This is a genomic window from Arthrobacter terricola (assembly GCF_004354015.1).
GTDB classification, from domain to species: Bacteria; Actinomycetota; Actinomycetes; order Actinomycetales; family Micrococcaceae; genus Arthrobacter; species Arthrobacter terricola.
This window is the reverse complement of sequence record NZ_SMRU01000005.1, coordinates 35,294-58,905: the sequence shown is the minus strand read 5'-3', so window position 1 is coordinate 58,905 and position 23,612 is coordinate 35,294. Positions and strand designations below refer to the sequence as shown.

Genomic DNA, 23,612 nt, shown 5'->3' with positions numbered 1-23,612 from the left:
GGCTGCCTGCCGGGTAATCTGGACGGGTGGACTTCGATGCGGTGATTTTGGCGGGCGGCAAGTCCTCCCGTCTAGGTGGCGTGCCCAAAGCCCAGTTAAAGTACGACGGCGACACCCTCCTTGGGCGCGCCTTTGCGGCTGCGCGCGGGGCCGGGAGGGTCGCCGTCGTCGGGCCTGATCCCGGCACCCTGCCGGCGGGAACGCTGACCGCCCGGGAGGATCCGCCGTTCGCCGGGCCTGCCGCCGCGATCGAAGCGGGGTTGCTCGCTTTGGATATGAACGCCGAAGGCGGCGCCCCGTGGATCCTCGTGCTGGCTTGCGATATGCCCCATGCCGGCGATGCCGTTCCGGTCCTGCTGGCGGAACTGGCGCGCAATGCCGATACCGAAAACACGGGTACCGAAGGGGCCATGGCTGTTTCGCCTGACGGCCGGAAGCAGCCTTTGCTCGGAATCTACCGTTTGTCCGCCCTGCAGCGGGAAGTGCGCGCCGCGGCCGGGCAAGGCGGCCTCGCCAACGCTTCGGTCTTCCGCCTGCTTGCTAGTCTTGATCTGCTGGCGGTACCGGTCCCGGAGGGCTCCACGGATGACGTGGACACCTGGGACGATGCGGCGGCGCTCGGAGTGAACGGCGACCTGCCGTGAAACTGCTGGACAGGGACTGTGGAGGCGGATCGTGAAGACCCAGGAAGAAACGCTTGAGGAATGGTGCCGGAGCCTGCTGCAAGCATTCGAGCTTGAGAACGTTGAACTCGATATCAACGAGATCCTGTCCTTGGCCGGGGTAGCTGCCCACTCGGTTGTCCGTCCGGCAGCACCGTTGACTACCTTCATTGCAGGCCTGGCTGCCGGCCTTGCCGCGGGCTCGGGCCAGGCAACCCAAACCGCGTCGGTGGACGCTGCGTTGGGCCTGGCACGCACGCTCGCCAAGGACTATACCCATGAGGAAACCGACGCCGGATGACGGAAGGCCCCCCGCAAGGCGCAGATCATCCCCAGCCGGATAGCGATAACGAAGATCACGGGCACGGCCACCACGCCGACCATTTGTGGGCGGAAGCCCGGCAACTCGCCTTTGACTGCGCGACGCCCATTCCGTCCGGTCCGGCCGCGTTAAAGGACTCCCTCGGCAGGATCCTCGCGTCTGATGTCCATGCCCTCCAGGATCTGCCGCACTACGCCTCGTCGGCCATGGACGGTTGGGCCGTCAACGGAAGCGGGCCGTGGATCCTCGTTGAGCCGGGCCATCGCTTGGCGCCCCACCAAGCCAGTCCGATCGTCACCGGAGGCTTGGTACCGCCCGGGGCGAAGGCCGTGCTCCGCAGCGAGAGCGGCATCATGTCAACGGACGACGACGGCCTGCCGGTACTCGCGCTTGGCGGAACCGCCAAGCCGGGGGATCCGCGCAACGGGCAACACATCCGTAAAGCGGGGGAGGAAGCGGAGGAGGGCGAGCTGCTGATCAAGGCGGGCGTCGTCTTGAACCCGGCCCACCTTGCCTTGGCAGCGTTGGCCGGACGGGACGAGCTCGAAGTCCTAGGCAAACCGGTCGTCAAGCTCCTTTTGACCGGATCCGAAGTGGTGACCTCGGGCATCCCGGCTCCCGGCAGCGTGCGCGACACCTATGGACCCCAACTGGGCGCCGTCGTCGAACTCCTTGGCGGGATCCGTGGCGGGCAGGTCAAGGTGGGGGACTCCTACGAGGAATGGCTCGCGGGCCTTGACGAAGGTGAGCCGACAGCAGAAACGCCACCCGCCGACGTCGTTATCACCACGGGCGGTACGGGTAAGTCCGGAACGGACCACTTCCGGCGCGCGGTGGCTGAATTGGGAGGCAGGCTGCTGATCGACGGCATCGCGATGCGTCCGGGACACCCGGCGGTCCTGGCCGAACTGCCTGACGGCCGATTTGTCCTCGGCCTTCCGGGCAATCCGCTCGCCGCCATGATGGTCCTTTTCACGATCGGGGCGCCGCTGCTTGCGGCACTTGGCCACGGAAAACTCGACGAGGTGGGCGAGGTGCCTTGCGGTGCCATACTCGACGCCGACCCTCGACGCACGCGGTTGCTTCCGTTCCGGTTCGTGTACGGCCTGGCTTCGCCCGCCCAGCATGCCGGTTCCGGGATGATGCGCGGACTGGCCAGCGCCGACGGCGTCATGGTGGTGCCGCCCCACGGTGTGCAGATGGGCGAATCGGTTCCGGCCTTCCCGCTACCTTGGGGACCACCGCTGCCGCAGCCCAAGCCACAGGAAGACAAGGCAAAGAAGCCGTCCACCAGGTCGGCGCGCAAGGGTCCTTCCGGACCTGTCGACTGGAGTGCCCTGACAGGCTGAGCGTCCTGGGATGGACACGGCTGGAATCGCGGCTCAGGCCTTGCAATGATGGTGGAATGAACACGCATGCTTCTCCCCAAGCGTTCCGCAGCCGCGGGAAGGGCAGGTACCTGACATGGGACGCGTGACACAGCGCCGTAAAATTCATCGCTTCGTCTTGGACGGCTCTCCCCAGGCGCTCGAGCACCCGGTGCGTTTCCGCGAGGATTTCCTCGCCGTCGAAGAACCGTTGGAGGTGCGCCTCGGCCATCTGTCCTTCTCGGTGACGATGCGCACCCCGGGTGACGACTTCGACCTCGTGGCGGGTTTCCTCGTCTCGGAGGGCGTTATCTGGGACGCCGAACAACTCATCTCACTGCGTTTCTGCGCCGGCGAAGACGAGAACGGCGTCCAGACCTTCAACGTGGTTGAAGCACAATTGCGGCCCGACGTCGTCCTTCCCGAGATCGGACGAAACGTCTACACGTCCAGCTCCTGCGGGATTTGCGGTACGGACTCCATCGAGGCGGTCCGCAAATCATCGCACTTCAGCCCGGCCGATGACCCGCTGGCTATCCCGGTAGAAGTCCTCGCGTCGCTTCCGGACAGGCTTCGCGAAGCGCAGGCCGTATTCGACAAGACCGGCGGCGTGCACGCTGCGGGACTCTTCCGGATCCACGACGACGGCGAACCCGAACTTTTGTGCCTGCGCGAGGACGTGGGACGGCACAACGCCGTGGACAAAGTAGTGGGCTGGGCGCTGCGCGAAGGGCTGCTGCCGCTCCGCGGGACGGTCTTGCAGGTTTCGGGCAGGGCGTCCTTCGAGTTGGTGCAAAAGGCCGCGCTCGCCGGAATCCCGGTGCTCGCAGCGGTCAGTGCGCCGTCGAGCCTCGCGGTGGAACTTGCCCAGGACACGGGCCTCACCTTGGTCGGATTCAGCCGGGGCACCAGTTTGAACGTGTATGCCGGCAGCGAGAGGGTAGGCGTTCCGGCAACGCTCTAGTGCCTGTTTGGATAGTCGTCGATCACTTGGCTATTGACCGGGAACAACGTAGATTTTATCCATCGATTGGAACCGTTGTTTCCACCGGCTGGCAACCTTGCCTCGCTAGGCTGCCTGCGACGGTAAAGGAAGCCTCCCTACCCAGCCCGGCGCCAAAGGGGACTTGAATTGCACGACGACCGCCTGATTACCGAGAAGCGGCTCGAACGTTTCGTCCGCGAGCGAATCGCCCCTGCCATCTACGGCCGCGCGGTGCCGTTGGAACTGAGCAGTTGGGATGCGCCGGGGGAACCGGTTCCCGTCTCGGACGCACTCCACCAAATCTTTGAACCCCAGGAGCACGGCGCGGCCTGGGGAAAGGCGTGGAGCACCAAGTGGCTGCGCCTCCGCGGAGAGGTTCCGGAAGGCTGGGGCGCTGCCGAAGGAACAGCCGTGGAAATCGTCGTCGACCTCGGTTTCAGCAACGACGCTCCGGGATTCCAATGCGAGGGCATTGCGTGGCGGGCGGACGGCACAATCATCAAGGCCATCTCTCCACGGAATCGGCATGTTCCCCTGAAGCTGCTTGGCGGTGGCCTTTCCGTGGACTTCTACGTCGAAGCGGCAGCCAACCCGGACGTGACCCAAGGGTGGACGTTCGCGGCAACACCCATGGGTGACAAGGCGACATCCGGGGACGAGCCCAGGTACCGTCTGGGCCTCATCGCCATCGCGGAACTCAACGAGGTTGTCTGGGAGCTCTACCAGGACGTCTGGACCCTGAGCGGGCTCATGCACGAGTTGCCGTTCGACCTTCCCCGGAGGCACGAAATCCTCCGCGCCTTTGAACGCATGCTGGACCTCATGGACCCGGACGACGTCGCCGGCACTGCCGCGCCCGGACGGGAAGCCCTTGCTGAAGTCCTGGGCCGTCCAGCCTACGCTTCGGCGCACGAATTGGTTGCGACGGGCCACGCGCACATTGACTCAGCCTGGTTGTGGCCGGTGCGCGAGACCATCCGGAAGTGCGCGCGGACCTTCTCAAACGTGGTGTCACTGATGGATGAGAACCCGGACTTCGTGTTTTCCTGCTCCTCGGCCCAGCAATTGGCGTGGATGAAGGAGTTCTATCCGGAACTGTTCGTGCGGATCCGGGAGAAGGCAAAGGCGGGCCAGTTCATGCCGGTGGGCGGCATGTGGGTGGAATCGGACACGAACATGCCCGGCGGCGAAGCCATGGCCCGCCAATTCGTGGAAGGCAAGAGCTTCTTCCTGCAGGAATTCGGGATCGAGTGCCAGGAAGCCTGGCTCCCCGACTCCTTCGGATACTCCGGCGCCCTTCCGCAGATCGTCAAGTCCGCAGGCTCCCGCTGGTTCCTCACCCAGAAGATCTCCTGGAACCAGGTCAACCGGATGCCGCACCACACGTTCAATTGGGAAGGCATCGACGGCACACGGCTCTTCACCCATTTCCCGCCCGTGGATACCTACAACGCGGAGCTCCATGGCCGCGAGCTCGCCCACGCCCAGCGGAATTACCGTGAGCATGGCCGGGGAAACGTTTCGCTTGTGCCGTTCGGCTATGGCGACGGCGGTGGCGGACCTACGCGTGAAATGGTCGCCGCGGCGCGCCGCACGGCCAACCTCGAGGGCTCGCCGAAAGTGCGCATGGGAACCGCGAAAGAATTCTTCACACAGGCGGAAGCGGAATATCCCGATCTTCCCGTGTGGGTGGGGGAGATGTACCTCGAACTGCACCGGGGAACGTACACGAGCCAAGCCAACACGAAGCAAGGCAACCGCCGCTCCGAGCACTTGTTGCGGGAAGCCGAACTTTGGTGCTCGACGGCGACAGTGCGCTCGAGTGGTTCCTTCACCTACCCGGCGGAGGAACTGAAGCGCCTGTGGCGCCTCGTGCTGTTGCAGCAATTCCATGACATCCTGCCGGGCAGCGCCATTGCGTGGGTCCACCAGGATGCCGAGCGGAACTATGCGGCGATAGCCCGCGATTTGGAAGCCATCATCGCGAGGGCCGCGGCAGCACTGCTCGGTGAAGGGGAGACCGCCTTCCTGCTCAACGCGGCACCGCAGGAGCGCAGCGGAGTGCCCGCCTTGGCCATCGCCGAGCCTGTCCGCGCGGACAACCCCGTGGACGTCACGGAACGCGCGGGCGGCTACGTCCTGGACAACGGCATCATCCGTGCCGTGATCGATGCCAATGGCCTCCTGACGTCCCTCTTGGACCATGCCAGCGGGCGCGAAGCGATTGCCCCGGGGCAGTTCGGGAACCACCTTGAATTGCATCGGGACACTCCCAACGAATGGGACGCCTGGGACATTGACGCGTTCTACCGCAGGAACGTCGTCTCGGTAGTCGAGGCGCGTTCGGTGACGCTGGAGAGCGCCGGGTGGGACGCCGTCGTCGTGGTTGAACGGACGGTGGGATCGTCCACCATCACGCAGCGTATCTCCCTTGAAGCCGGTTCCGAGTCCCTCGGCATTTCCACCACCGTGGATTGGCAAGAGCGCGAGAAGCTGCTGAAGATCGGCTTCCCGCTGGATGTCCGCGCAGACCGGTCGGCCTCGGAAACCCAGTTCGGGCACGTGTTCCGGGCAACCCACACCAACACGTCGTGGGAAGTCGCCAAGTTCGAGATCTGCGCCCACCGTTGGATCCACGTTGGAGAACCCGGATACGGCGTCACGATTTCAAACGCTTCAAGCTACGGGCATGACGTCACGCGCGCCATCCGCGAGGACGGCGGGACCACAACAAACGTGCGTGTTTCGCTGTTGCGGGCGCCCAAATTCCCGGACCCGCAGGCCGACCTCGGTGTTCACGTCCTCGACCTCAGCATCCGCCCTGGCGCGAGCATCGGTGACGCCGTCGAAGAAGGCTACCGGCGCAACCTCGCGCCGAGGATTGTCACGGGTGGGAACCCGGCCGAGCCGCTGTTCACCGTCTTCAACCAGGCGTTGGTCATTGAGGCCGTCAAACTTGCCGAGGATGGATCAGGGGATGTCATCGTGCGCCTCTACGAATCGCTGGGCGAACGTTCCGAGGGACTCATCACGGCCAACTTCACTACCCGCGGGGTGCAAGCGGTGGATCTGCTGGAGCGTCCGCTCAAGACTCCGGGCGTCGTGCCTGGAGACGGTGCGGCAGAGTTGACCCTTCGGCCCTTCCAATTGGTGACGTTGCGCTTCAGCCGCTGAGAAATCAGCGCGGGAAGTCGGGCGGGAAATGACCGCTTAAAAAGGCTGAGTGGGGGCGGTCCCCAACAGCCCGCCACCACTCATCCCCCCAAATGCGCTCCGGTACGCGCCACAGACCCTTGAAACCCGTTCATTGATTCGAGCGTCAGGCTGCGTCTCCTTCACACATTCATTATTATGGCACGATATAATGGATTTGCGAAAGAGGTTACACGGTATGTTTTTACCGTTGATCTGAAGGTATCGCGCGGACAGTCCGGCGCGCAATGGTCTTGGACAACCAGATTCCGCCCAAACCGAGGGCACTCGCCAAGGCAGCCGAGTAGTTGATGAGCGGCCGCAGCCACGCGTTCGAATCCGGAATGAGCGGAAAGACCTGCGAAACGATCAACAAGGCGAGCCCCGCGAGCAGCATCCCCGAGGCGGCCCGCAGGAGGGCCGGGCCGGAGCTCCGGACTGATCGCCAGATGCCGGGAACGAGGCACGCGGACACATAGCCGGGGTAAGCCCGGCCGAAGGCGGAGTAAAGGTCAAGGGCCGGTTCCGGATCCAGGTCCTCCAGGCCAACGGTGGATCCGGAGGTATCCATCGAGAAGAAAAGGACAGCCGTCAGGACCGCCGTGATCGCCAGGACCGCAATTCCCCACGGCCCCCGAACGGCACGTTCCCCGCCTCTCGAACCGAACGCCCGCGCCACTTTGATGCCCATGAGGAGGAAAGTCCCGTAGAGCAGGAAGCGGAGCAGGAGGTTGCACACATTGAAGCCGCCCATGAGCCCGTCCAGGAACTCATACGGGACCTCGAGGCTAAGCAGGATGTCGAGGGAAATGAGTGCGAACAAAACGAACATCATCCGGTTTTCGCCACGCAAGGCGCTGGGAATCCGGATTCCGGTCAGGGCCAGGCAAACACCAAAAGTGGCCCACGCAAGGACATCGGTCATGCGAGGTTGTCCCAGATCCGCTGGGTTCGGTCGAGCTCATGTTCCTGGCGGCGGAGGCTCTTTCCGAAGGCCTGCAGTCGTTCGCCGGCCAGGAGGGCAAGTTCGCCATCGCTAAGCCGGTTCAAGGCGTCCAAGCGTGCACCGGAGGGCCAACCTGCCTCGGCTTCCGTCACCAGTCCGCTCGCCACGAGGCCGCCGGCCGGTCCGACGCCGGCCTCCCGGGACGTCGCCAAGGCAAGCTCCGGAGGTAGCCGGTTGGACGTCAAGTAGGCGGAAAAGTTTTGTGGGGCGATCCCGACGGCGTCACTGACCCGGTGCCGCAAGTCGCCGTCGTCGATCGCGTCCACCCAGTTCCGGACGGAACTCGGGTGCGGCGTGCCGGCCAAGTCCAGCGTCCGGAGCCCGTCGGGGTGCTCCGAACGGTCCACGACGGCGCGGAGCATGTCCATCGTGGAAACCTGGCTGACGAGCTCGGCGTCCGTCGGCGGCACCGGTGTCCCGCGGAGCGCGGCATACGCCTCGAAGTGCGCCAGCGCATCGAAGGGATTCACGTCAAAGGCCCGGCTGATGCTCACCAACGACGACTCAGCCACCTTGCCGCGAACCAATTGCTGGGCGAGTGTGGTGCGCTTCACTCCCGAGGAACGGCAGACGTCGGCCGTGCTGGTGTTCGGTGCGATCCCGTGCAGCCAGTGTTGGAACGCCTTGGAAGGAAGGGACATGAACCACTTTCTGCTGGACGGCTTCTGTAGCACTGTAATTTTACGATCAGCGCACATTGAATTATGCTTGATTCTCGAACCCGCTGGTCCGCACACCCCCCAAGTCCGGACCAGCGGGTTCTTCCATGCCCGCCCGCCAGGCGGGCAGTGAGAGGATTGACTAATGACTGCAACGCTTGTCGCCAAAGAACTCTCCGGCGGCCACGGTCACCGCACTTTGTTTTCCAAACTGTCCCTCACCGTTGCCCCCGGCGATGTGGTGGGCGTCGTCGGCGCCAATGGCGCCGGAAAATCCACCCTGCTGCGGATCCTCGCCGGAGCCGACCGCCCGCAAGGCGGAACGGTCAGCCTTGCGCCCAGCGATGCCTTCGTGGGCTGGTTGCCCCAGGAACACGAACGCACCCCGGGCGAAACGGTCGCCGCCTACATCGCCCGCCGTACCGGATGCGCCCAGGCGACTTCCGACATGGAAGAAAGCGCGGAAGGGCTCGCTTCAGGCGCGCCTGGCGCTGACGACGCCTACTCGTTCGCATTCGACCGGTGGATGGCCTCCGGAGCTGCCGACCTTGAGGACAGGATCCCTGCCGTCCTGGCGGAACTCGGGCTCGACGCCGGACCCGAAGCCCCCATGACGGGACTCTCGGGTGGCCAGGCTGCCAGGGTGGCTTTGGCGGCATTGCTCCTGAGCCGCTTCGACGTCGTCCTCCTCGACGAACCCACGAACGACCTCGACCTCGACGGACTGGCACGGCTTGAGTCCTTCGTCCAGGGCCTGCGTGGCGGTGCGGTGCTGGTCTCCCACGACCGCGAATTCCTGGCTCGTTGCGTCACCAAAGTGCTCGAACTGGACCTCGCGCAGAACAGCGTCGCGGTCTACGACGGCGGCTACGATTCCTTCCTCGAAGAACGCGCAGTGGCCAAGCGCCATGCGCGCGAGCGCTACGAAGAATTCGCCAACACCAAGGCCGACCTCGTTGCGCGTGCGCGGACCCAACGGGAATGGAGTTCGCAGGGCGTCCGCAACGCCATGAGGAAAAACCCGGACAACGACAAGATCCGCCGGGCAGCGAGCACCGAGTCCTCCGAAAAGCAGGCCCAGAAGGTCCGGCAGATGGAATCGCGCATCGCCCGCCTCGAAGAGGTCGAGGAGCCGCGCAAAGAGTGGCAGTTGCAGTTCAGCATAGGCCAGGCTCCCCGGTCCAGTTCCGTCGTCGCAACCTTGCGGGACGTCGTCGCGCGCCAAGGCGACTTCACCCTGGGGCCGGTCAACCTGCAGCTCAACGCGGGAGAGCGGATCGGAATCACCGGTCCGAACGGCGCCGGAAAGTCCACCCTCCTGCGCCTGCTGCTCGGGACGCAAACGCCGGACGCCGGCGAGGCTTCAATGGGCGTGTCGGTGGCGATCGGCGAAGTGGACCAAGCGCGGGGACTCTTGGCGGGGCACCTTCCGTTGGCGGACGCCGTCGAAGCCGTTTTGATTGACTGGAGTTCCGCGGATGTCCGCACGCTCCTGGCCAAGTTCGGCCTCAAAGCGGACCACACCTCCCGGACTGTCGACTCGTTGTCCCCGGGCGAGCGCACGCGCGCCGCCCTTGCCCTGCTCCAAGCCCGCGGGGTCAACCTGCTGGTCCTCGACGAGCCCACCAACCACCTCGACCTGCCGGCAATCGAGCAGCTTGAGGAAGCCTTGGACAGCTACGACGGCGCCGTCTTGCTGGTCACGCATGACCGCCGCCTGCTCGAAAACGTCCGCCTCGATTCCCGATGGCATCTCGAGGACGGCACCGTAACAGAACTGCACCACACTTCCGGAATGGGGAATCACCAGCCATGAGCATGGATGGCGTCGCTTGGCGTTCGCTTTACAACATCAGCCGTGCCAAGAGCGGCTCCCAGCCGTTCTCCCGGGAAACCATCAGGCGCGTCTTGGCTTTTGCCAAGCCGTACCGCAACAAGCTGATCGCGTTCGTGGTCTCTTCCATCGTGGGCGCGTTCCTCGCCGTTGCCACGCCTGTCCTTGCCGGCCGGGTGGTGGACGCGATCATCGCCCATTCCGCGGCCGGCATCGTGATCGGCCTCGCCGGGCTCATTGCGGCGGTCGCGGTTGCCGACGCCGGGCTGGGACTGCTGACCCGCTGGTTGTCGTCGGTGATCGGTGAAGGCGTGATCGTCGACCTGCGCACCCGGGTTTTCGACCACGTGCAGCGCATGCCCATCGCGTTCTTCACCCGGACCCGCACCGGCGCCCTGGTCAGCAGGCTGAACAACGACGTCATCGGCGCCCAGTCGGCATTCGCCGGCACGCTTTCCGGCGTGGTCAGCAACTTCGTGTCCTTGGTCCTCACGCTCTTGGTCATGCTCAACACATCGTGGCTGGTCACGGTGGTGGCCATGGTTTTGTTGCCGGTCTTCCTCATCCCGGCCCGGCGGATGGGTTCGAAGCTCGCCGACCTGCGGCGCGAGGCTGCGACCCACAACGCCGCAATGGGAACCCAGATGACTGAACGCTTCTCAGCGCCGGGCGCCACCTTGGTCAAGTTGTTCGGCCGCCCGGACGAAGAGTCCGCCGAGTTCGCCCTGCGCGCCGGACGCGTGCGGGACATCGGGGTCCGCACTGCGATGCTGCAATTCACCTTCATCACCGCACTCACCTTGGTCTCGGCCCTCGCGCTCGCGCTTGTTTACGGCTTGGGCGGCTGGCTTGCGCTCGGCGGGCAGCTGGCAGCGGGCGACGTCGTCGTGCTGGCGCTGCTCCTCACCCGCCTGTACGCACCGCTCACCGCGCTGTCCAACGCGCGTATCGAGATCATGAGTGCCCTGGTCAGCTTCGAGCGGGTTTTCGAGATCCTGGACCTCGAGCCGCTCATCCAGGAGAAGCCCGACGCCGTTGCCGTGGACTCCGGGCCTGTTGCCGTGGAATTCGATGACGTCCGATTCGGATACCCGTCCGCGGACAAGGTTTCGCTCGCGTCGCTCGAGGACGTCGCCACTTTGGACACCCGTGGTGGCGAGGAAGTCCTGCACGGCATCAGCTTCAGGGTAGAGCCGGGCCAGACGGTGGCGCTGGTCGGTTCGTCCGGCGCCGGCAAGTCAACGGTGGCCCAGTTGCTTTCCCGGCTCTACGACGTCGATTCCGGCGCGGTACGTCTCGGCGGGCATGGCCCGGGGACCGGCCTGGACATCCGGGACGCCACCTTCGACTCGCTGCGGACCACGCTTGGCATGGTCACCCAGGACGGGCACCTTTTCCACGAGAGCATTGCCTCCAACCTGCGGCTCGCGAGCCCGGGAGCGAGCGACGAGGAAATGTGGGACGTGCTGCGGCGTGCGCGGCTCGAGGCCATGGTCCGTTCGTTGCCGGACGGCCTGGAGACGGTGGTGGGGGAGCGCGGCTACCGGCTCTCCGGCGGCGAGCGCCAGCGCCTCACGATCGCCCGACTGCTCATCGCCCAGCCGAGGGTGGTCATCCTCGACGAAGCCACGGCCGCCCTCGACTCGACGAGTGAAGCCGCCGTCCAGGCGGCCCTTGGCGAGGCGCTCGAGGGGCGTACCGCCGTCGTGATTGCCCACCGGCTCTCCACGATCCGTGCCGCGGACGTCATCCTGGTGGTGGAAGACGGCTCGATCATCGAACGCGGAACGCATGCAGAGCTCCTTGCTGCGGATGGCCGCTACGCCGAGCTCTACAACACCCAGTTTGCCGAGGCCGCGGCGGTTGCCCAGGAGGCGCTCCCGGAGCTGTGACGGCCGGCAGGTTCCCGTGGCGTCGACGTCAGCTGCGGACGATGTGGCGGACCTCCGGAGCAATTTCAAGCCGGTTCCGTCCGGCGTTCTTCGCCGAGTACAAAGCCATGTCTGCCTCCTTGAGGAGCCTTTCGCTACTGACCCGGTGCCCGGAAACGTAGGCTGAGACTCCGGCGCACACCGTCAGGGTGCCGGAGGGATTCCCGGAATGGGCAATATCCAGCGAGCGGATCGATTCCAGCGCCCGCAGGAGGCGTGTTTCAGCGCCGGTTACCCTTTGGCCGGGAAGCAAGAGGACGAATTCCTCCCCGCCGAAGCGGTAGATTCCGTCGCTCTTCCGTCCTTCGCTGGCCAGTGAGTTGGCAACCGCCTGAAGCGCTGCGTCTCCAGCCTGGTGGCCGTAAAGGTCGTTGTAACTCTTGAAGTTATCGACGTCGCAAATGGCCACGCTGTAGTCCGTTCCATAGCGTGCGCTTCTATCGTGCAACTCTTCGAGGTCTTCCGCGAGCTTTAGCCGGTTGTGGAGTTTGGTCAGGGGATCGGTTCGGGCTTGTTCGGCCAGTGCCTCACGGTAGCGGGCGAGGTCTGCATGCAGCGAGGTGACTCTTTGGGCCACCAGGAGCCGGGTATGCAGGGTGAACGGGTCAAGGGGTTTGGCCACGTAGTCGTCCGCCCCGGCCTCCATTCCCGCGACCACGTCCGCGTGTGAATCCTTCGAGGTCACCAGGACGAGGTAGGTGTAGGAATCTTCCTCCGCGGAGCGGATTGCCCGGCAAAGATCCAAGCCGTCGAGTCCCGGCATCATGAGGTCCGTGACCACTACTTCGGGGCGGTTTCGCTGGTAGAGCTCCCAAGCGGACGTGCCGTCGGCGGCCACGATGCAGTCATGTCCGGACTGTTCGACCGCAGCCTGGGCAACCAAGCGCGAGCCGAAGTCGTCGTCCGCTACGAGCACCTTCATCGCGCCACCGACAGGGCCCGTTCCAAGGCTTGGTCGACGAGCGCGAGTTCGTCTTCCAGGCTCGCCAGCAGGGCCGGGTCAACAGCGTGCGACGTTGCTGCGCTGCGTTCAATTTCCGCACACAGCTTGGCCGCCCGGACCGCGCCGATATTCGCCGATGATCCTTTCAATTTGTGCGCCGCCTGCCTGGCGGCCTCACGTCCTCCGTTGTCCAGGGCTTGGCGGAGCGCATCAAGGCTGGGTCGGATGTCTTGCCGGAAGGCCAGGGCGGCGGCTGGCAGCAACCCCATCCCGTCCGATGGTCCGAGGTCCCGCAGGATGTCCAGCCGGGCGGGATCCAGCGCGGGTCCTACCGGACCTTCCGCTGAGGCGTCGGGAATCCACCGGTCAAGGACCTTTTCGAGTCTGTCCATGTCCACCGGCTTGGTGAGGTAGTCGTCCATCCCCGCCGCTAGGCACCGCTCGCGGTCTTCATCCAGGGCACCCGCCGTCATGGCGATCACTGGAAGCCTCTTGCCGCCATTTTGCCGCGCCCGGATGGCCTTCGTTGCCTCGAAGCCGTCCATGACAGGCATATGGCAATCCATCAGGACCGCCGCGTAACGGGTCGCCGCTGTGGCAGCGACCGCTTCGCTTCCATCAGAGACGACGTCGACCTCGTACCCCAGTTTCGCGACCATGCTCCGCGCTACGAGCTGGTTCACCTCGTTGTCCTCCACCACCAGGATCAGGCCCCGTGACGGCTGGCTTATGCTCACAGGAAGCGTGGGAGCCGCAACGGGCGCGGCCGCCGGGCGGCTCGCCACGAGCCGCATCAGGCGATCATAGAATTCGGAACTGCGGACTGGTTTCGTCAACCACTCCCGGACCCCTGCGGCCACAAGGTCGGCCTTATCTACGTTCATGGTGGATGTCAGCATGATGATCCGCGTGGAATTCAAGGCGGCATCGGTGCTCAGTTGCCGGGCCAGCTCCAGGCCGTTCATGTCCGGCATGCACATGTCGAGCACGGCAATGTCGAAGGGATGCCCGGCCTTGGACTCCTCACCGCAGCGGACCAAGGCTTGGCGGGCGTCGCCCACAGCTTCGGGAACCATCTTCCAACCCGCCAATTGATTCTCGAGCACCAAACGGTTGGTTGCGTTGTCGTCGACCACGAGGACCCGGAGTCCGGTCAGTTGGTCGGGCGAGATCGACGGCGGATCTGCAGCCGGACTCGCTGGCGTCAGCGGAAGGGTTGCCCAGAAGATGCTGCCGTTCCCGAGTGAGCTGTCTACCCCGATCTCGCCGCCCATCACTTCGGTAAGCCGCCGTGAGATGGCCAGGCCAAGGCCGGTTCCTCCGTACCTCCGGGTGGTGGAAGCGTCCGCTTGCGAGAACGATTCGAAGAGCCTGAGGTGGTCCTCGGCATCGATTCCGATTCCCGTGTCACGGACTTCGAAGCGCACCCGCACGGTTGTGCTGTTTCGTTCCACTACCCTGACGCTGATGACCACCTCGCCCGCAGGGGTGAACTTCACGGCGTTCGAGGCCAGATTGAGCAGAATCTGCCTGATGCGGCCCGAGTCGCCCACGAGCATCGCCGGAACGTCCGGCCGGCAATACGCAATCAGCTCCAGGCCCTTCGCTTGGGCGGCTTCGGCCATGAGCGCGGCGAGCTCTTCCACCAGGGTCCGCGGGTTGAAGGGAGCGGGGTCGAGATCGACCTTGCCGGCTTCGAGCTTCGAGAAATCCAGGATGTCGTTGATCAAGGTCAACAGGGCTTCGCCCGCGCCCTTGACTCCTTCGGCGTATTGGCGCTGCCGTTCTTCCAACGGGGTGTCCAACAGCAGACCGGTCAAGCCAATCACGCCGTTCATTGGTGTGCGGATTTCGTGGCTCATCGTTGCCAGGAATTCCGACTTCAAGCGGCTTGACTCTTCCGCTGCCTCGCGGGCCGTCACCAATTCGGCCTGTGCGATTTTGCGTTCGGTGATGTCCTGGGCGATGGTCGCGATTCCATGAACGCCGTTGCTGCCCCGGATCGGGGACATTGTCAGCGAGACTGGAACAACGGAGCCGTCGATCCGGAGACGCTTTGTTTCGTAGCTGTGTGTTTCCCTGCCGCTCCTGATAGCTGAGAGGAGTTTGCCTTCCTCATCTTGTAGTTCCTCCGGGATGATGAAGGAGACATGCCGGCCAATGGCCTCGGCGGCGCTGTACCCGTAGATCCGTTCGGCCCCGGGGTTCCAACTGGTGATGACCCCGTCCAGGGACTTGCCTACGATGGCGTCCGCCGAGGAATTGACGATCGCCCCGAGGCCTTCGAGCTCCGCGGTGCGCTGGGCGACTTTGGACTCGAGGTCCCGCGTGAGGTTGATGTTCTCCAGGATCATGAGGATCTGGCGCGTCACCGCCAGAGCCAACACGGTGATTCCCACACCTTGGAGGAAAGGATCGGCCGGTCGGCCGGTCCGGATGGGTGCCACCATGACCATGCCGACGACCGGAACGTATGGCAGCAGTTCAAGAGCGAGGGTGTAGAGCCGCCGGTCCGGCCTGTCTCGCGTCGAGTAGGGGACCATCGGGGCCAAGGCGACCAGGAGGAACGCCATGATCCAACCTCCGGCGAGAGGGGTGCCGGTGAGCCCGGTGACGCCGTCGGCGGTCAGTTTTACGTAGGTGCTGTCCGTGATTGCCAGGACGAGCAGCCCGCCACCAAGGCACACCCACCGCAGCCGTTCGCCGGGAGCCCTCCGCATGGTCAGTACCAGGACGATCGAGACCATGACGATGTCGACGACAGGATACGCAAGCCCCGTGAGATGGGTGAGGATGTCCGGCCCCTCGGCTTTGACCATGGAGCCGAGCACCGTGGCCCAGCTCAGGAACAGCACGGCGGAGGCGATCACTGCAGCGTCGAGGAGGGTCCGCACGAAGGCCACCCGGGACGCGCGCGGACGGGGGAACATGTAGATGCCGATCGCGGCCGGGATCCCGTAACCGACGAAAGCGGCATCGGCGAGGGAAGGATAGGGGTAGTCGTGGTCCCGGGTGAGGCCGTAGAAGGTCCAGATCGCCTGGCCAATCGCCCAAAGTAGGATTGCCGCGGCCATGGTCCACCAAGCGCGTGCGCTTTCGCCCTTGCGCAGTGCGGCCTGTGCGCAACTGGCGGAAGCGATCAGTGCGGCACCAAGGATCACGAGGTCCCCGGCTGACTGCGCTGCGGAGCTTCCCCGGTACACGCCGAGGACTACCGTCAGGGTAGCGACGGCGGCACCGCTCGCAGCGGCCAGCCACGCGAGGGCTGGCCTTCGCGCCATACGCCCGCGGATCTCGACGGCCGGACTGCGCCGGCGCTCGCCAATGGATTGCATACGATCCCCCAGCTGGACCTGTCTATGCAGAGACCTGGATTTAGTTAAAGAAAACTTTGCCACTACATGGCCAAAAGCTCCATGGTTCTGGTGGGAATTCCGGCTCTGGTTTCCCGAACCGGCGCTACTTTTGACTCGCGCTACTTTTGACCGAGCAGGGGGAGCACGTGGTCCGTCAGGAGCGGGGCAAGATCGTCCGGGAGCTCCGCTTCGAGGTCCAGCCAGCGGATCTCGGCGATCTCGGCCGAAGGCCGGGCCCCCCAGGTTCCCGGAGCAGTGAAGACCGTTGCTTCGATGTCCGTGGCGGCCTCGTTGGCGGCAACCGCGAGCCATGTCCCCAGGAGTTCCAAAGCATCCGGCCCGACGACGATGCCGACCTCCTCGAACAGCTCCCTGGACGCCGCTTGGGCGGCAGTTTCGCCAGGTTCGGGCTTGCCGCCCGGATGCATGAACTTGTCCGTGCCGCGCTTGCGCACGGTCAGGAGCCGTCCCGAGCGGTCGTAGACGCAGACTGCGCTGACGATGATCAGGTCTTTGGCCGGGTGTTCCTGGGTCATTGCATCCTCCTCAGCCGGGATTCCAGCAGCAGGTCCTTGGCGGGTCCCCGGACGTCCCAGGCGTAGCTGAATTCATCCGGCCCGGCCCAGGAGTAGTTGACTTTGTAGTCGTCGGGCGCGCACCAATGCGTGTCCTCGTTGGCGTGCTCGACGAAGCTCATCCGATGGAATGGCCTCCCGTCGGGAAAATAGACATCCAGCGCTGCCGGCGAGTCCGAGGGCCGCAGGAGGTACTCGCGGAATGCCGGTCCGGTGTGGGTGGGCCAGCTCATGGTTCCGTCTTCGCGCAGGAGGAGGCCGCCGTCGGGGGTTTCCGAGTAGCGTACGACGCCGGTAAAGGTTCCGCGGGTGCCGGCGGCGCGGTCCCAAAGGGACCGGTGAATGCTCCATTCGCCGAGCAGATAGGCCCGAAGATCCGGCGCCGGGAGCGATTCGCGCGACTGGTCTTTCAAGTGCCCTCGATTGGAATCGAACCAACGACACCGGCTTTAGGAGAGCCGTGCTCTATCCACTGAGCTACGAGGGCCTGTGCCGGGGAGGAGTTTCCAAGGAGCCGCCGTCCGGACACGCATTCAAGCATACAAGCTGCGGCGACGCGGCTCGACCACCGACACCATGCCTCCGGGGCCCTGCCGTAGGCTGGCGGCCATGAGAGACCAGATCACGGTACCGGCAGCGCGCGGAGACTACGTCCCGGACCTGGCCTTGACCCGATCGGTCATCGGCGGCTGGGCCCACCTGAGCGTGGTGCAGTATTTCGTGGCCGAATCTGCGGTGATTGCTGCCTGGGCCGGACCGGAACCGTACAGCCGGCGGACGGGCTTCATCAGCGACCTCGGTGCCCTCAAGTGCGGTATCTACGAGCACCGCGATGTCTGTTCGCCATTGCACTTACTCATGGATGCGTCGTTTGTGGTGCAGGGGCTCGGGATGCTGTTGGGTGCGCTGTTGCTGACCTCGACGCTCCTGAGTATCGCTGCCCGTCCCGGCGTGCGGATCCAGCCAGGTGCCGCCTACCGCAGGTCCTGGTCCGCCGCCGTCGTGATCCGTATCCTCACGGCAATATCCGGGCTCGGAACCGTCATTGTGGGCCTCGTGCCGGAGGACCTTGGATCTCCATTGCACCTCACGGGAGCGCTCATGTTCTTTATCGGCGGCGCGTTCGCCCTGCTCGTCCTCGGAGTGCTCTGGCTGCCACATACGGTGGCGAGTTGGTTCATCCTCGTTTGCGGAACGGTGTCCTTCGTCGCCCTCGTCGCCGGTGGCCTGACCCGGATGGCTGTGCCCGAGCCCGGAACCCTGGAGCGGCTGATGGCGTATCCGTTGACCATCGGATTCAGCGCCGCGGGCCTGGTCATCGCCCAGAGGGTGCGGGACGTCAGGCGGGCGGCCCGCTTCCAAACCCGCTGAATCGTCGGGCGAAATCCCTTGTTAACGAGTGGGTATGTTTGGATTATCATGAGTGCACTTGCGGGAAAGTGCCGGGCTGAGGGTTCCATGCAGCCCGGCTGACAGAAGATTGATCGACACAGCAGAACATAGGACCCATGACTCATCAGCTTGTTCTGCCGGGCGCGGAGCTTCCGCCGGGCGTTACGGCTCCGCCGGGTGCCAGCGCGGTGCCGGGTGCGGCGACGCCCGCTCCGATTACCGTCAATTTCGGCGACGACGGGATCGTTGAGGTCACGCTCCCCGTCAACGCGGTTGTCCGGTCCCGTGAAGCCAAGGCAGCGGCCTCGGCCATTCGCGAATTTTCGGGCGGCCGGAAGGTCCCCCTTCTGCTGAACGTGACCGGCGTGCTCGCCATCACCAACGACGCTCGGGCGTCCTACGGGAATCCCCTCGCCATTTCGGCGTGTGCCCTGCTGGGGGAGAGCCCCGTGGACCGCGTGATCGCGCACTACTTGCTTCGCGCGAAGCCCGATTCCTTGCCCGCGCAGTTCTTCACCTCCGAAGCGGAGGCCCGTGAGTGGCTGAAGGAACACGATGGTGAATCCTGAGACGCAGGATCCGCGCCTCCTTGCCCTCGTGGAAGGCGTGGTTCGAATCGCCGACGGTGACCTCAGCACCAGGATCCCCGTCTCCGGTCCACGGGACGAAGTTGCCGCCGTCATCACAGGCATCAACCTCATGGCAGACGATCTCCAGGCCATTTACCAGGAGCTGGAGGAACGGGTGGAAAGCCGTACCGCGATGCTTCGCGAGGCCCAGATCGAGCTGGAACGGATGGCGCTCACCGATCCGCTCACGCAACTGGCCAACCGCACCGCACTCAATCGGGCCCTCAGCCACGAGCTCACGGAGTCCGAGCGTGGGGAGCTTCCTCCCGCTTTGTTGGTCATGGATTTGAACTCGTTCAAAGGGATCAACGACACCTTGGGCCACGGAGCAGGCGATACGGTCCTGCAGGTCACCGCCCAGCGTCTACTCGCGGCCGTCCGCGACGGCGATACCGTCGCCAGGCTCGGCGGCGACGAGTTTGCCGTCATGCTGCCAAAATCCACGGCGGCCCACGCGCGGGGAGTGGCCAAACGGATCTTGCGCGCGGTGGGCGAGAGCATCGACATCGGAGAAGTGCGCATCATTTGCGGAACCAGCATCGGCCTCACTGTCGGCCAACCCGGCCAGACTGTGGACGACGTCGTGATGGAAGCTGACACGGCCATGTACGCAGCGAAGGCCGAGCAACGGAGCAGTGTCCGGGTTTTCGAACCGGCGCTGCTCTACGCCCGGCGGCTGCAGGGCCTCATGATCACGGAATTGCGCGAGGCGATCCGCACGGATCAGTTGGTGCTGTTTTTCCAGCCGGTCGTGGAACTGAGCTCAGGGCGAATCGAAGGCGCAGAGGCTTTGGTGCGCTGGAACCACCCCGAGCGCGGCCTGCTCATGCCGGACCAATTCATACCGTTGGCCGAGGAAACCGGCATCATCATTGATCTCGGCTATTGGGTATTGCGCCAGGCGATGCGGCAATTGCGCGAATGGCAGGAGGGACCGGGCGATACAGGCGACTTCAGCATGCGGGTCAATATCTCGACCACCGAACTGCAAAGCCTCGAATTGATCGAGCATGTGAGGGAAGTGCTCGCCGAAACCGGGGTGGAAGCCTCCAAACTGGTCATCGAACTGACGGAATCAATGGCCGTGAACGGCAGCGACATCGACAAATACTCGTTGACCGGACTGCGGCGCTTGGGCATCCGCCTGGAGATCGACGACTTCGGTACCGGTTATTCGTCCATCAGCTATTTGCGCAACCTGCCCGTCAACGTGGTGAAGATCGACCGTTCGCTTATACAGGGCCTGGGCTCGGACGAGAAGGAACGCGACTTTGTTGCCGCCGTCCTGCAACTTATCCATGCGTGTGGGATGCAGGCGGTCGCCGAGGGAATCGAGACCGCGGAGCAGGCTGCCGAACTTGCCCGCCTCGGCTGCGCCAGCGGCCAAGGCTATTATTTCGGGCGGCCCATGGCTGCGGACAAGTTCGCCGAACTCCTGGCGGGCTCCTAAGCGTTCGGCAGTGCCGCCGTCGTACGCGCCGCCCTGGAGCGCACCGCCGTCGTACGAACGCGGAAGGGCACCTCACCGCGGTGAGGTGCCCTTCAGTATGACGCTTTAGCTGCTGCTAGTTGGTCGGGTCGCTCTTGATAGTGGCGTTCGGCCACCAGCCGGTCGCGAGCGGGTTGCTCGTGGTGGTGACGTTCGGCCACCAGCCGGTTGCATCCGTGGAGGTGGTGGTGGCGTTCGGCCACCAACCGGTTGCTACCGAAACGGTCGTGGAAAAGTTCGGCCACCAACCGGTTGCTACGGACGAATCCTGCGAATGGTTCTCGCTGCTGGCGGAAACGGCTGCCGAGCTGGTAATCCCGCCAAGCAGGATGGCTGCGGCCGCAAGGAGTGCGGCGATGGTTCTTTTCATACGGAATGCTCCTGATATGAGTTACTGATGCGACTGGAGTGAATGGAGTGAAACATGCTAATTATAGAATCTACGACACGCCGTGTCACTAACGGTTTGTCAGCTGGAGCAAAAACCGTGCTAATCGTCGGGTATTCGCCGCGATGCATTGCCTCTGGCCGGGAACCGGGCAGCACCGGGACATAATGGAGCTATGCGAGAAAAGAAGGTCGCGCCGTCGTACGCTGCCGCGGAACTTGAGGCGAGGGGTCATCGCGCGAGCCATGACTTCGCCAAAGCCGCGGACGGCGCGCGCTCGGCCGCGGACATTGCCCTCGACGAGGGCGACTCCGCCGGCTGGTGGAACATGACTTTCCTGCAAGCGGAAAACCTTCTCGACGCCGGCGAGTTCAATGAGAGCGTAAAGCTGGCCAAGTCGCTCTTGGAGGCTCCCCTCGCGGCGACCTCAGTGCAGAACCGCGCCCGCGCGCTCATCCTTATGGCGAACTCGCTCCGTGGCGAGGGGCTCCTGGAGATGGCGGCTTCCACCGCGGCGTCGGCTGTTGGACTGGTGGACGACGAAGCGGACATGGAAATCGATGTGCACGCCCGGCAAGCCCTGATCGCCGCTTATGGCGAGTCCGGGAAGCTCGACGAAGCCTGGGCAGAATGCTTGTCGCTATCCGAACGGATCTCCGACGAAACCGATGACCAATTGGCTGGCAAGGCCTACTGGGTGATCGGCAATGTGGCCTTCCTTTGCGACAGGATCGACGACGGACTGCACTACCACGAGCTCGCCGCGGAAACTTTCTCCCCTTCCCGGAACCTCGATGTCTGGGCCAAGTTCAACAAAGCCTCCGCCGCGATGAGGCTCGCCGCCGAAATCGCGGATGCCGCCACACTTAGGTGCATTGAACGCGCGGAACTTGCCACCGACGTCGTGGGCGGAAGTGAGGAAGACATCATCCTCCTCCGCCTCAACCGCGCACATTGGAACTATCTCGCCGGGGAAGCAGGCGAGGCGATTGAACTGCTTGGCGAGATCAAGGACCGCGCCGACCAATTGCCCCCGCAAATCGCCGGCGAAGTCTTCCTCCTACTCGGGCGGGCGCAGGCCGAAACCGGAAACAAGCAAGCAGCCGCTGAAAGCCTCGTGGAGGCAGCGGACCGCTTCGACAAAGCCGGAGCACACCAGCGCGCCCTCCAAGCGCGGGAGATGGTCGAAACCGGGAACAGCCCGGATCAGGAATAGTGCCGGGAGTGCAGGCTTGTCAGGCGCGCTTTGACCGCTGCCGGCCCAGCACGGCGGCCACCACCCCAACAACCACGCTCACCAGGAACAGCACCCAGCCCACCACGGTGAGCGTCGACGCCAACGCGACCTGACCGCCGTCGGGCACTGGAGACGCCAGTGCGGTGTCGATGGCGATGTTGCCCCACAAACGGACCAGTGCGAACAGCAGGGGAGCCGCCCACAGAGCCCAACGCATCGCCCGGCCAGCAACGTTGGTACCGATCAGCAGTACCCAGGTGAACGCGAAGATCAGCGGGAACAGGGTGCCGGCGGTCTTGTGGATGAAGCTGAGCTGGCCACGGGCGTCGTCGTTCATGGCGCTGTGGAGGTGCTGGACGTAGTCCGTCGAGAATCCGCCGGCAAGGGAATCGGGCATGGCCAGGCCGCCGGACAGCTGGGTCATCTGGTTCAGCGTCAAAAGGTGCACATACCAGAAGAGCAGAACGCTCGCCACGATGCCGGCGACCACCACGAGCTTTGCGTTGCTCGCGGCCTTCTCGGGCGACCGCTGCGTAGTGGGATTCACCACCGAGGGCGATGATTGCTCCGGGACGACGGCATTCGCGCCGTGCTTCTTGATGCGCTGGGCGCGAGTCTTGGCCATGCCATCCATTATCCCGCCACTTAAGCTGGAAACATGACCACAGGCAGGCATTCCGCTATAGAACTTGATCCTTCGCTCAATGATTACGAGCTGGCCGCGGCCCTCGTCCGGGAAGCCGGGCAACTTGCACTGCTCATGCGCATGGGCGGATTGCAAGGAGAACGGAAGACATCGGTGTCGGACATTGTCACTGCCGCGGACCGGGCAGCCGAAGCCTACGTGCTCGAACAGCTCCGTCGCTGCAGGCCCGATGACGGGATCCTGGGCGAGGAAGGCAGTTCGGTGGCCGGGAGCAGCGGCCGTACCTGGGTGATCGATCCGGTAGACGGTACCTACAACTTCCTCCACGGCTCCACATACTGGTGCTCGGCCATCGCGTTGAGGCGCGACCAAGAGGTTTCTGCTGTTGATGTGGACCCTGACGTGATCCTAGGCGCGATCTACCAGCCTGAATTGGACAAGCTCTGGACCGGCGGCGAGGGCCATGCCGCCTCATTGAACGGAGAACGGATCGCGGGACCGTCCAACGCGGCATTGAGCGAACTTGGCGCTGCAACCTACATCCATCCCACATGGTTGGCCGATCCCCGCGCCGCCATGCCTTGGCATGCCGCTGCGGTTTCCGCTGCCTCGCTGCGGATGTTCGGCTCCGGCTCGTGCGACCTGGGACGCGTGGCCGACGGCGAACTCGGGTGCTGGTTCCAACACAGCTGCCCTGAGTGGGACTGGCTCCCCGGCAAGGCGATCGTCCGCGCAGCAGGCGGGGACACCGCCGTCGTAAACGTCAACGGTCTGAACTGGTTCATCGCGGGAGGCCCGACGGCGGTCAGCCAGATCCGCGGGGCGCTGACGTCTGTGCCGCAATTCGCCTGAGCATGCTCCTTGCTAGGGGTGTGCGTTGCGCATGCTCCTTGTTTGGGGTGAGGGGTGGGCATAACCGGGTTATGTCCGTTGGTCGCGGTGTGCGCTGAGCATGCTCCTCGGGGGTTCGTCACGTTGACATTGGGTGTCAGTGCCACC

Annotated in this window: 20 protein-coding genes and 1 tRNA gene; 12 read left to right on the top strand and 9 right to left on the bottom strand. The window is 64.5% G+C overall.

Annotation, left to right across the window (positions count from 1 at the left end; genetic code table 11):
- The first annotated feature begins 26 nt into the window (after positions 1-26).
- The 5 genes from mobA to E1809_RS05415 all read left to right on the top strand — a co-directional run bounded on the left by mobA (position 27) and on the right by E1809_RS05415 (position 6,510).
- Complete coding sequence (mobA, locus tag E1809_RS05430) at positions 27-644, top strand: molybdenum cofactor guanylyltransferase (RefSeq protein WP_165962210.1); 618 nt, start codon at positions 27-29, stop codon at positions 642-644.
- A 31-nt stretch (positions 645-675) separates the two neighbouring features.
- A complete protein-coding gene (locus tag E1809_RS26550; RefSeq protein WP_165962209.1) occupies positions 676-963 on the top strand; it encodes a DUF6457 domain-containing protein in 288 nt (95 codons plus the stop codon).
- Complete coding sequence (locus E1809_RS05425; RefSeq protein ID WP_133203207.1) at positions 960-2,333, top strand: molybdopterin-binding protein; 1,374 nt, start codon at positions 960-962, stop codon at positions 2,331-2,333. The genes E1809_RS26550 and E1809_RS05425 overlap by 4 nt, the downstream gene beginning before the upstream one ends.
- 115 nt (positions 2,334-2,448) lie before the next feature.
- Entirely contained in the window at positions 2,449-3,315 is an 867-nt protein-coding gene (gene fdhD, locus E1809_RS05420; protein WP_133203206.1) for a formate dehydrogenase accessory sulfurtransferase FdhD, read from the top strand.
- A gap of 168 nt (positions 3,316-3,483) precedes the next feature.
- A complete protein-coding gene (locus tag E1809_RS05415) occupies positions 3,484-6,510 on the top strand; it encodes an alpha-mannosidase (RefSeq protein WP_133203205.1) in 3,027 nt (1,008 codons plus the stop codon).
- 223 nt (positions 6,511-6,733) lie between these two features.
- Here the strand turns inward: E1809_RS05415 and E1809_RS05410 are convergent, their stop codons facing one another.
- Positions 6,734-7,453 carry a hypothetical protein gene (locus E1809_RS05410; RefSeq protein ID WP_133203204.1) on the bottom strand — a complete coding sequence of 240 codons (720 nt, stop codon included), beginning with the start codon at positions 7,451-7,453 and terminating at the stop codon, positions 6,734-6,736.
- A complete protein-coding gene (locus E1809_RS05405) occupies positions 7,450-8,175 on the bottom strand; it encodes a hypothetical protein (protein WP_133203203.1) in 726 nt (241 codons plus the stop codon). The genes E1809_RS05410 and E1809_RS05405 overlap by 4 nt, the downstream gene beginning before the upstream one ends.
- A gap of 163 nt (positions 8,176-8,338) precedes the next feature.
- Between E1809_RS05405 and E1809_RS05400 the strand changes: the two genes are divergently transcribed.
- Both E1809_RS05400 and E1809_RS05395 read left to right on the top strand, forming a co-directional pair.
- Positions 8,339-10,009 carry an ABC-F family ATP-binding cassette domain-containing protein gene (locus E1809_RS05400; RefSeq protein ID WP_133203202.1) on the top strand — a complete coding sequence of 557 codons (1,671 nt, stop codon included), beginning with the start codon at positions 8,339-8,341 and terminating at the stop codon, positions 10,007-10,009.
- A complete protein-coding gene (locus E1809_RS05395) occupies positions 10,006-11,919 on the top strand; it encodes an ABC transporter ATP-binding protein (RefSeq protein ID WP_133203201.1) in 1,914 nt (637 codons plus the stop codon). Before E1809_RS05400 ends, E1809_RS05395 begins: the two co-directional genes overlap by 4 nt.
- A 28-nt stretch (positions 11,920-11,947) precedes the next feature.
- On the opposite strand, the gene E1809_RS05390 is transcribed toward E1809_RS05395, so the two are convergent.
- The 5 genes from E1809_RS05390 to E1809_RS05370 form a co-directional block, all read right to left on the bottom strand.
- On the bottom strand, positions 11,948-12,880 hold the full coding sequence (locus E1809_RS05390; RefSeq protein WP_133203200.1) for a GGDEF domain-containing response regulator: 933 nt from the start codon (positions 12,878-12,880) through the stop codon (positions 11,948-11,950).
- On the bottom strand, positions 12,877-16,236 hold the full coding sequence (locus E1809_RS05385; protein ID WP_235835461.1) for a response regulator: 3,360 nt from the start codon (positions 16,234-16,236) through the stop codon (positions 12,877-12,879). Before E1809_RS05385 ends, E1809_RS05390 begins: the two co-directional genes overlap by 4 nt.
- Positions 16,237-16,376: 140 nt before the next feature.
- A complete protein-coding gene (locus E1809_RS05380; RefSeq protein ID WP_133203199.1) occupies positions 16,377-16,793 on the bottom strand; it encodes an NUDIX hydrolase in 417 nt (138 codons plus the stop codon).
- On the bottom strand, positions 16,790-17,245 hold the full coding sequence (locus tag E1809_RS05375) for a DUF6314 family protein (RefSeq protein ID WP_133203198.1): 456 nt from the start codon (positions 17,243-17,245) through the stop codon (positions 16,790-16,792). The genes E1809_RS05380 and E1809_RS05375 overlap by 4 nt, the downstream gene beginning before the upstream one ends.
- Before the next feature lies 1 nt (position 17,246).
- Positions 17,247-17,319 (bottom strand) — tRNA-Arg (locus E1809_RS05370).
- Between the two features lie 122 nt (positions 17,320-17,441).
- Here E1809_RS05370 and E1809_RS05365 point away from each other — a divergent pair.
- The 3 genes from E1809_RS05365 (at position 17,442) to E1809_RS05355 (ending at position 20,303) form a co-directional block, all read left to right on the top strand.
- Entirely contained in the window at positions 17,442-18,203 is a 762-nt protein-coding gene (locus E1809_RS05365; RefSeq protein WP_133203197.1) for a DUF998 domain-containing protein, read from the top strand.
- A gap of 137 nt (positions 18,204-18,340) precedes the next feature.
- On the top strand, positions 18,341-18,793 hold the full coding sequence (locus E1809_RS05360) for a DUF7793 family protein (protein WP_133203196.1): 453 nt from the start codon (positions 18,341-18,343) through the stop codon (positions 18,791-18,793).
- Positions 18,780-20,303 (top strand): putative bifunctional diguanylate cyclase/phosphodiesterase, encoded by a 1,524-nt coding sequence (locus E1809_RS05355; RefSeq protein WP_133203195.1) that lies wholly within the window; start codon positions 18,780-18,782, stop codon positions 20,301-20,303. The genes E1809_RS05360 and E1809_RS05355 overlap by 14 nt, the downstream gene beginning before the upstream one ends.
- Before the next feature lie 115 nt (positions 20,304-20,418).
- Here E1809_RS05355 and E1809_RS05350 read toward each other — a convergent pair whose 3' ends face one another.
- Positions 20,419-20,712, bottom strand: a complete 294-nt coding sequence (locus E1809_RS05350) for a hypothetical protein (RefSeq protein ID WP_133203194.1) — start codon at positions 20,710-20,712, stop codon at positions 20,419-20,421.
- A 193-nt stretch (positions 20,713-20,905) separates the two neighbouring features.
- On the opposite strand from E1809_RS05350, the gene E1809_RS05345 reads away from it, so the two are divergent.
- On the top strand, positions 20,906-21,946 hold the full coding sequence (locus E1809_RS05345) for a hypothetical protein (RefSeq protein WP_133203193.1): 1,041 nt from the start codon (positions 20,906-20,908) through the stop codon (positions 21,944-21,946).
- 19 nt (positions 21,947-21,965) lie between these two features.
- On the opposite strand, the gene E1809_RS05340 is transcribed toward E1809_RS05345, so the two are convergent.
- Complete coding sequence (locus E1809_RS05340) at positions 21,966-22,592, bottom strand: hypothetical protein (RefSeq protein WP_133203192.1); 627 nt, start codon at positions 22,590-22,592, stop codon at positions 21,966-21,968.
- 33 nt (positions 22,593-22,625) lie between these two features.
- Between E1809_RS05340 and E1809_RS05335 the strand changes: the two genes are divergently transcribed.
- Complete coding sequence (locus tag E1809_RS05335) at positions 22,626-23,465, top strand: inositol monophosphatase family protein (RefSeq protein WP_133203191.1); 840 nt, start codon at positions 22,626-22,628, stop codon at positions 23,463-23,465.
- The last annotated feature ends 147 nt before the right edge of the window (positions 23,466-23,612 follow it).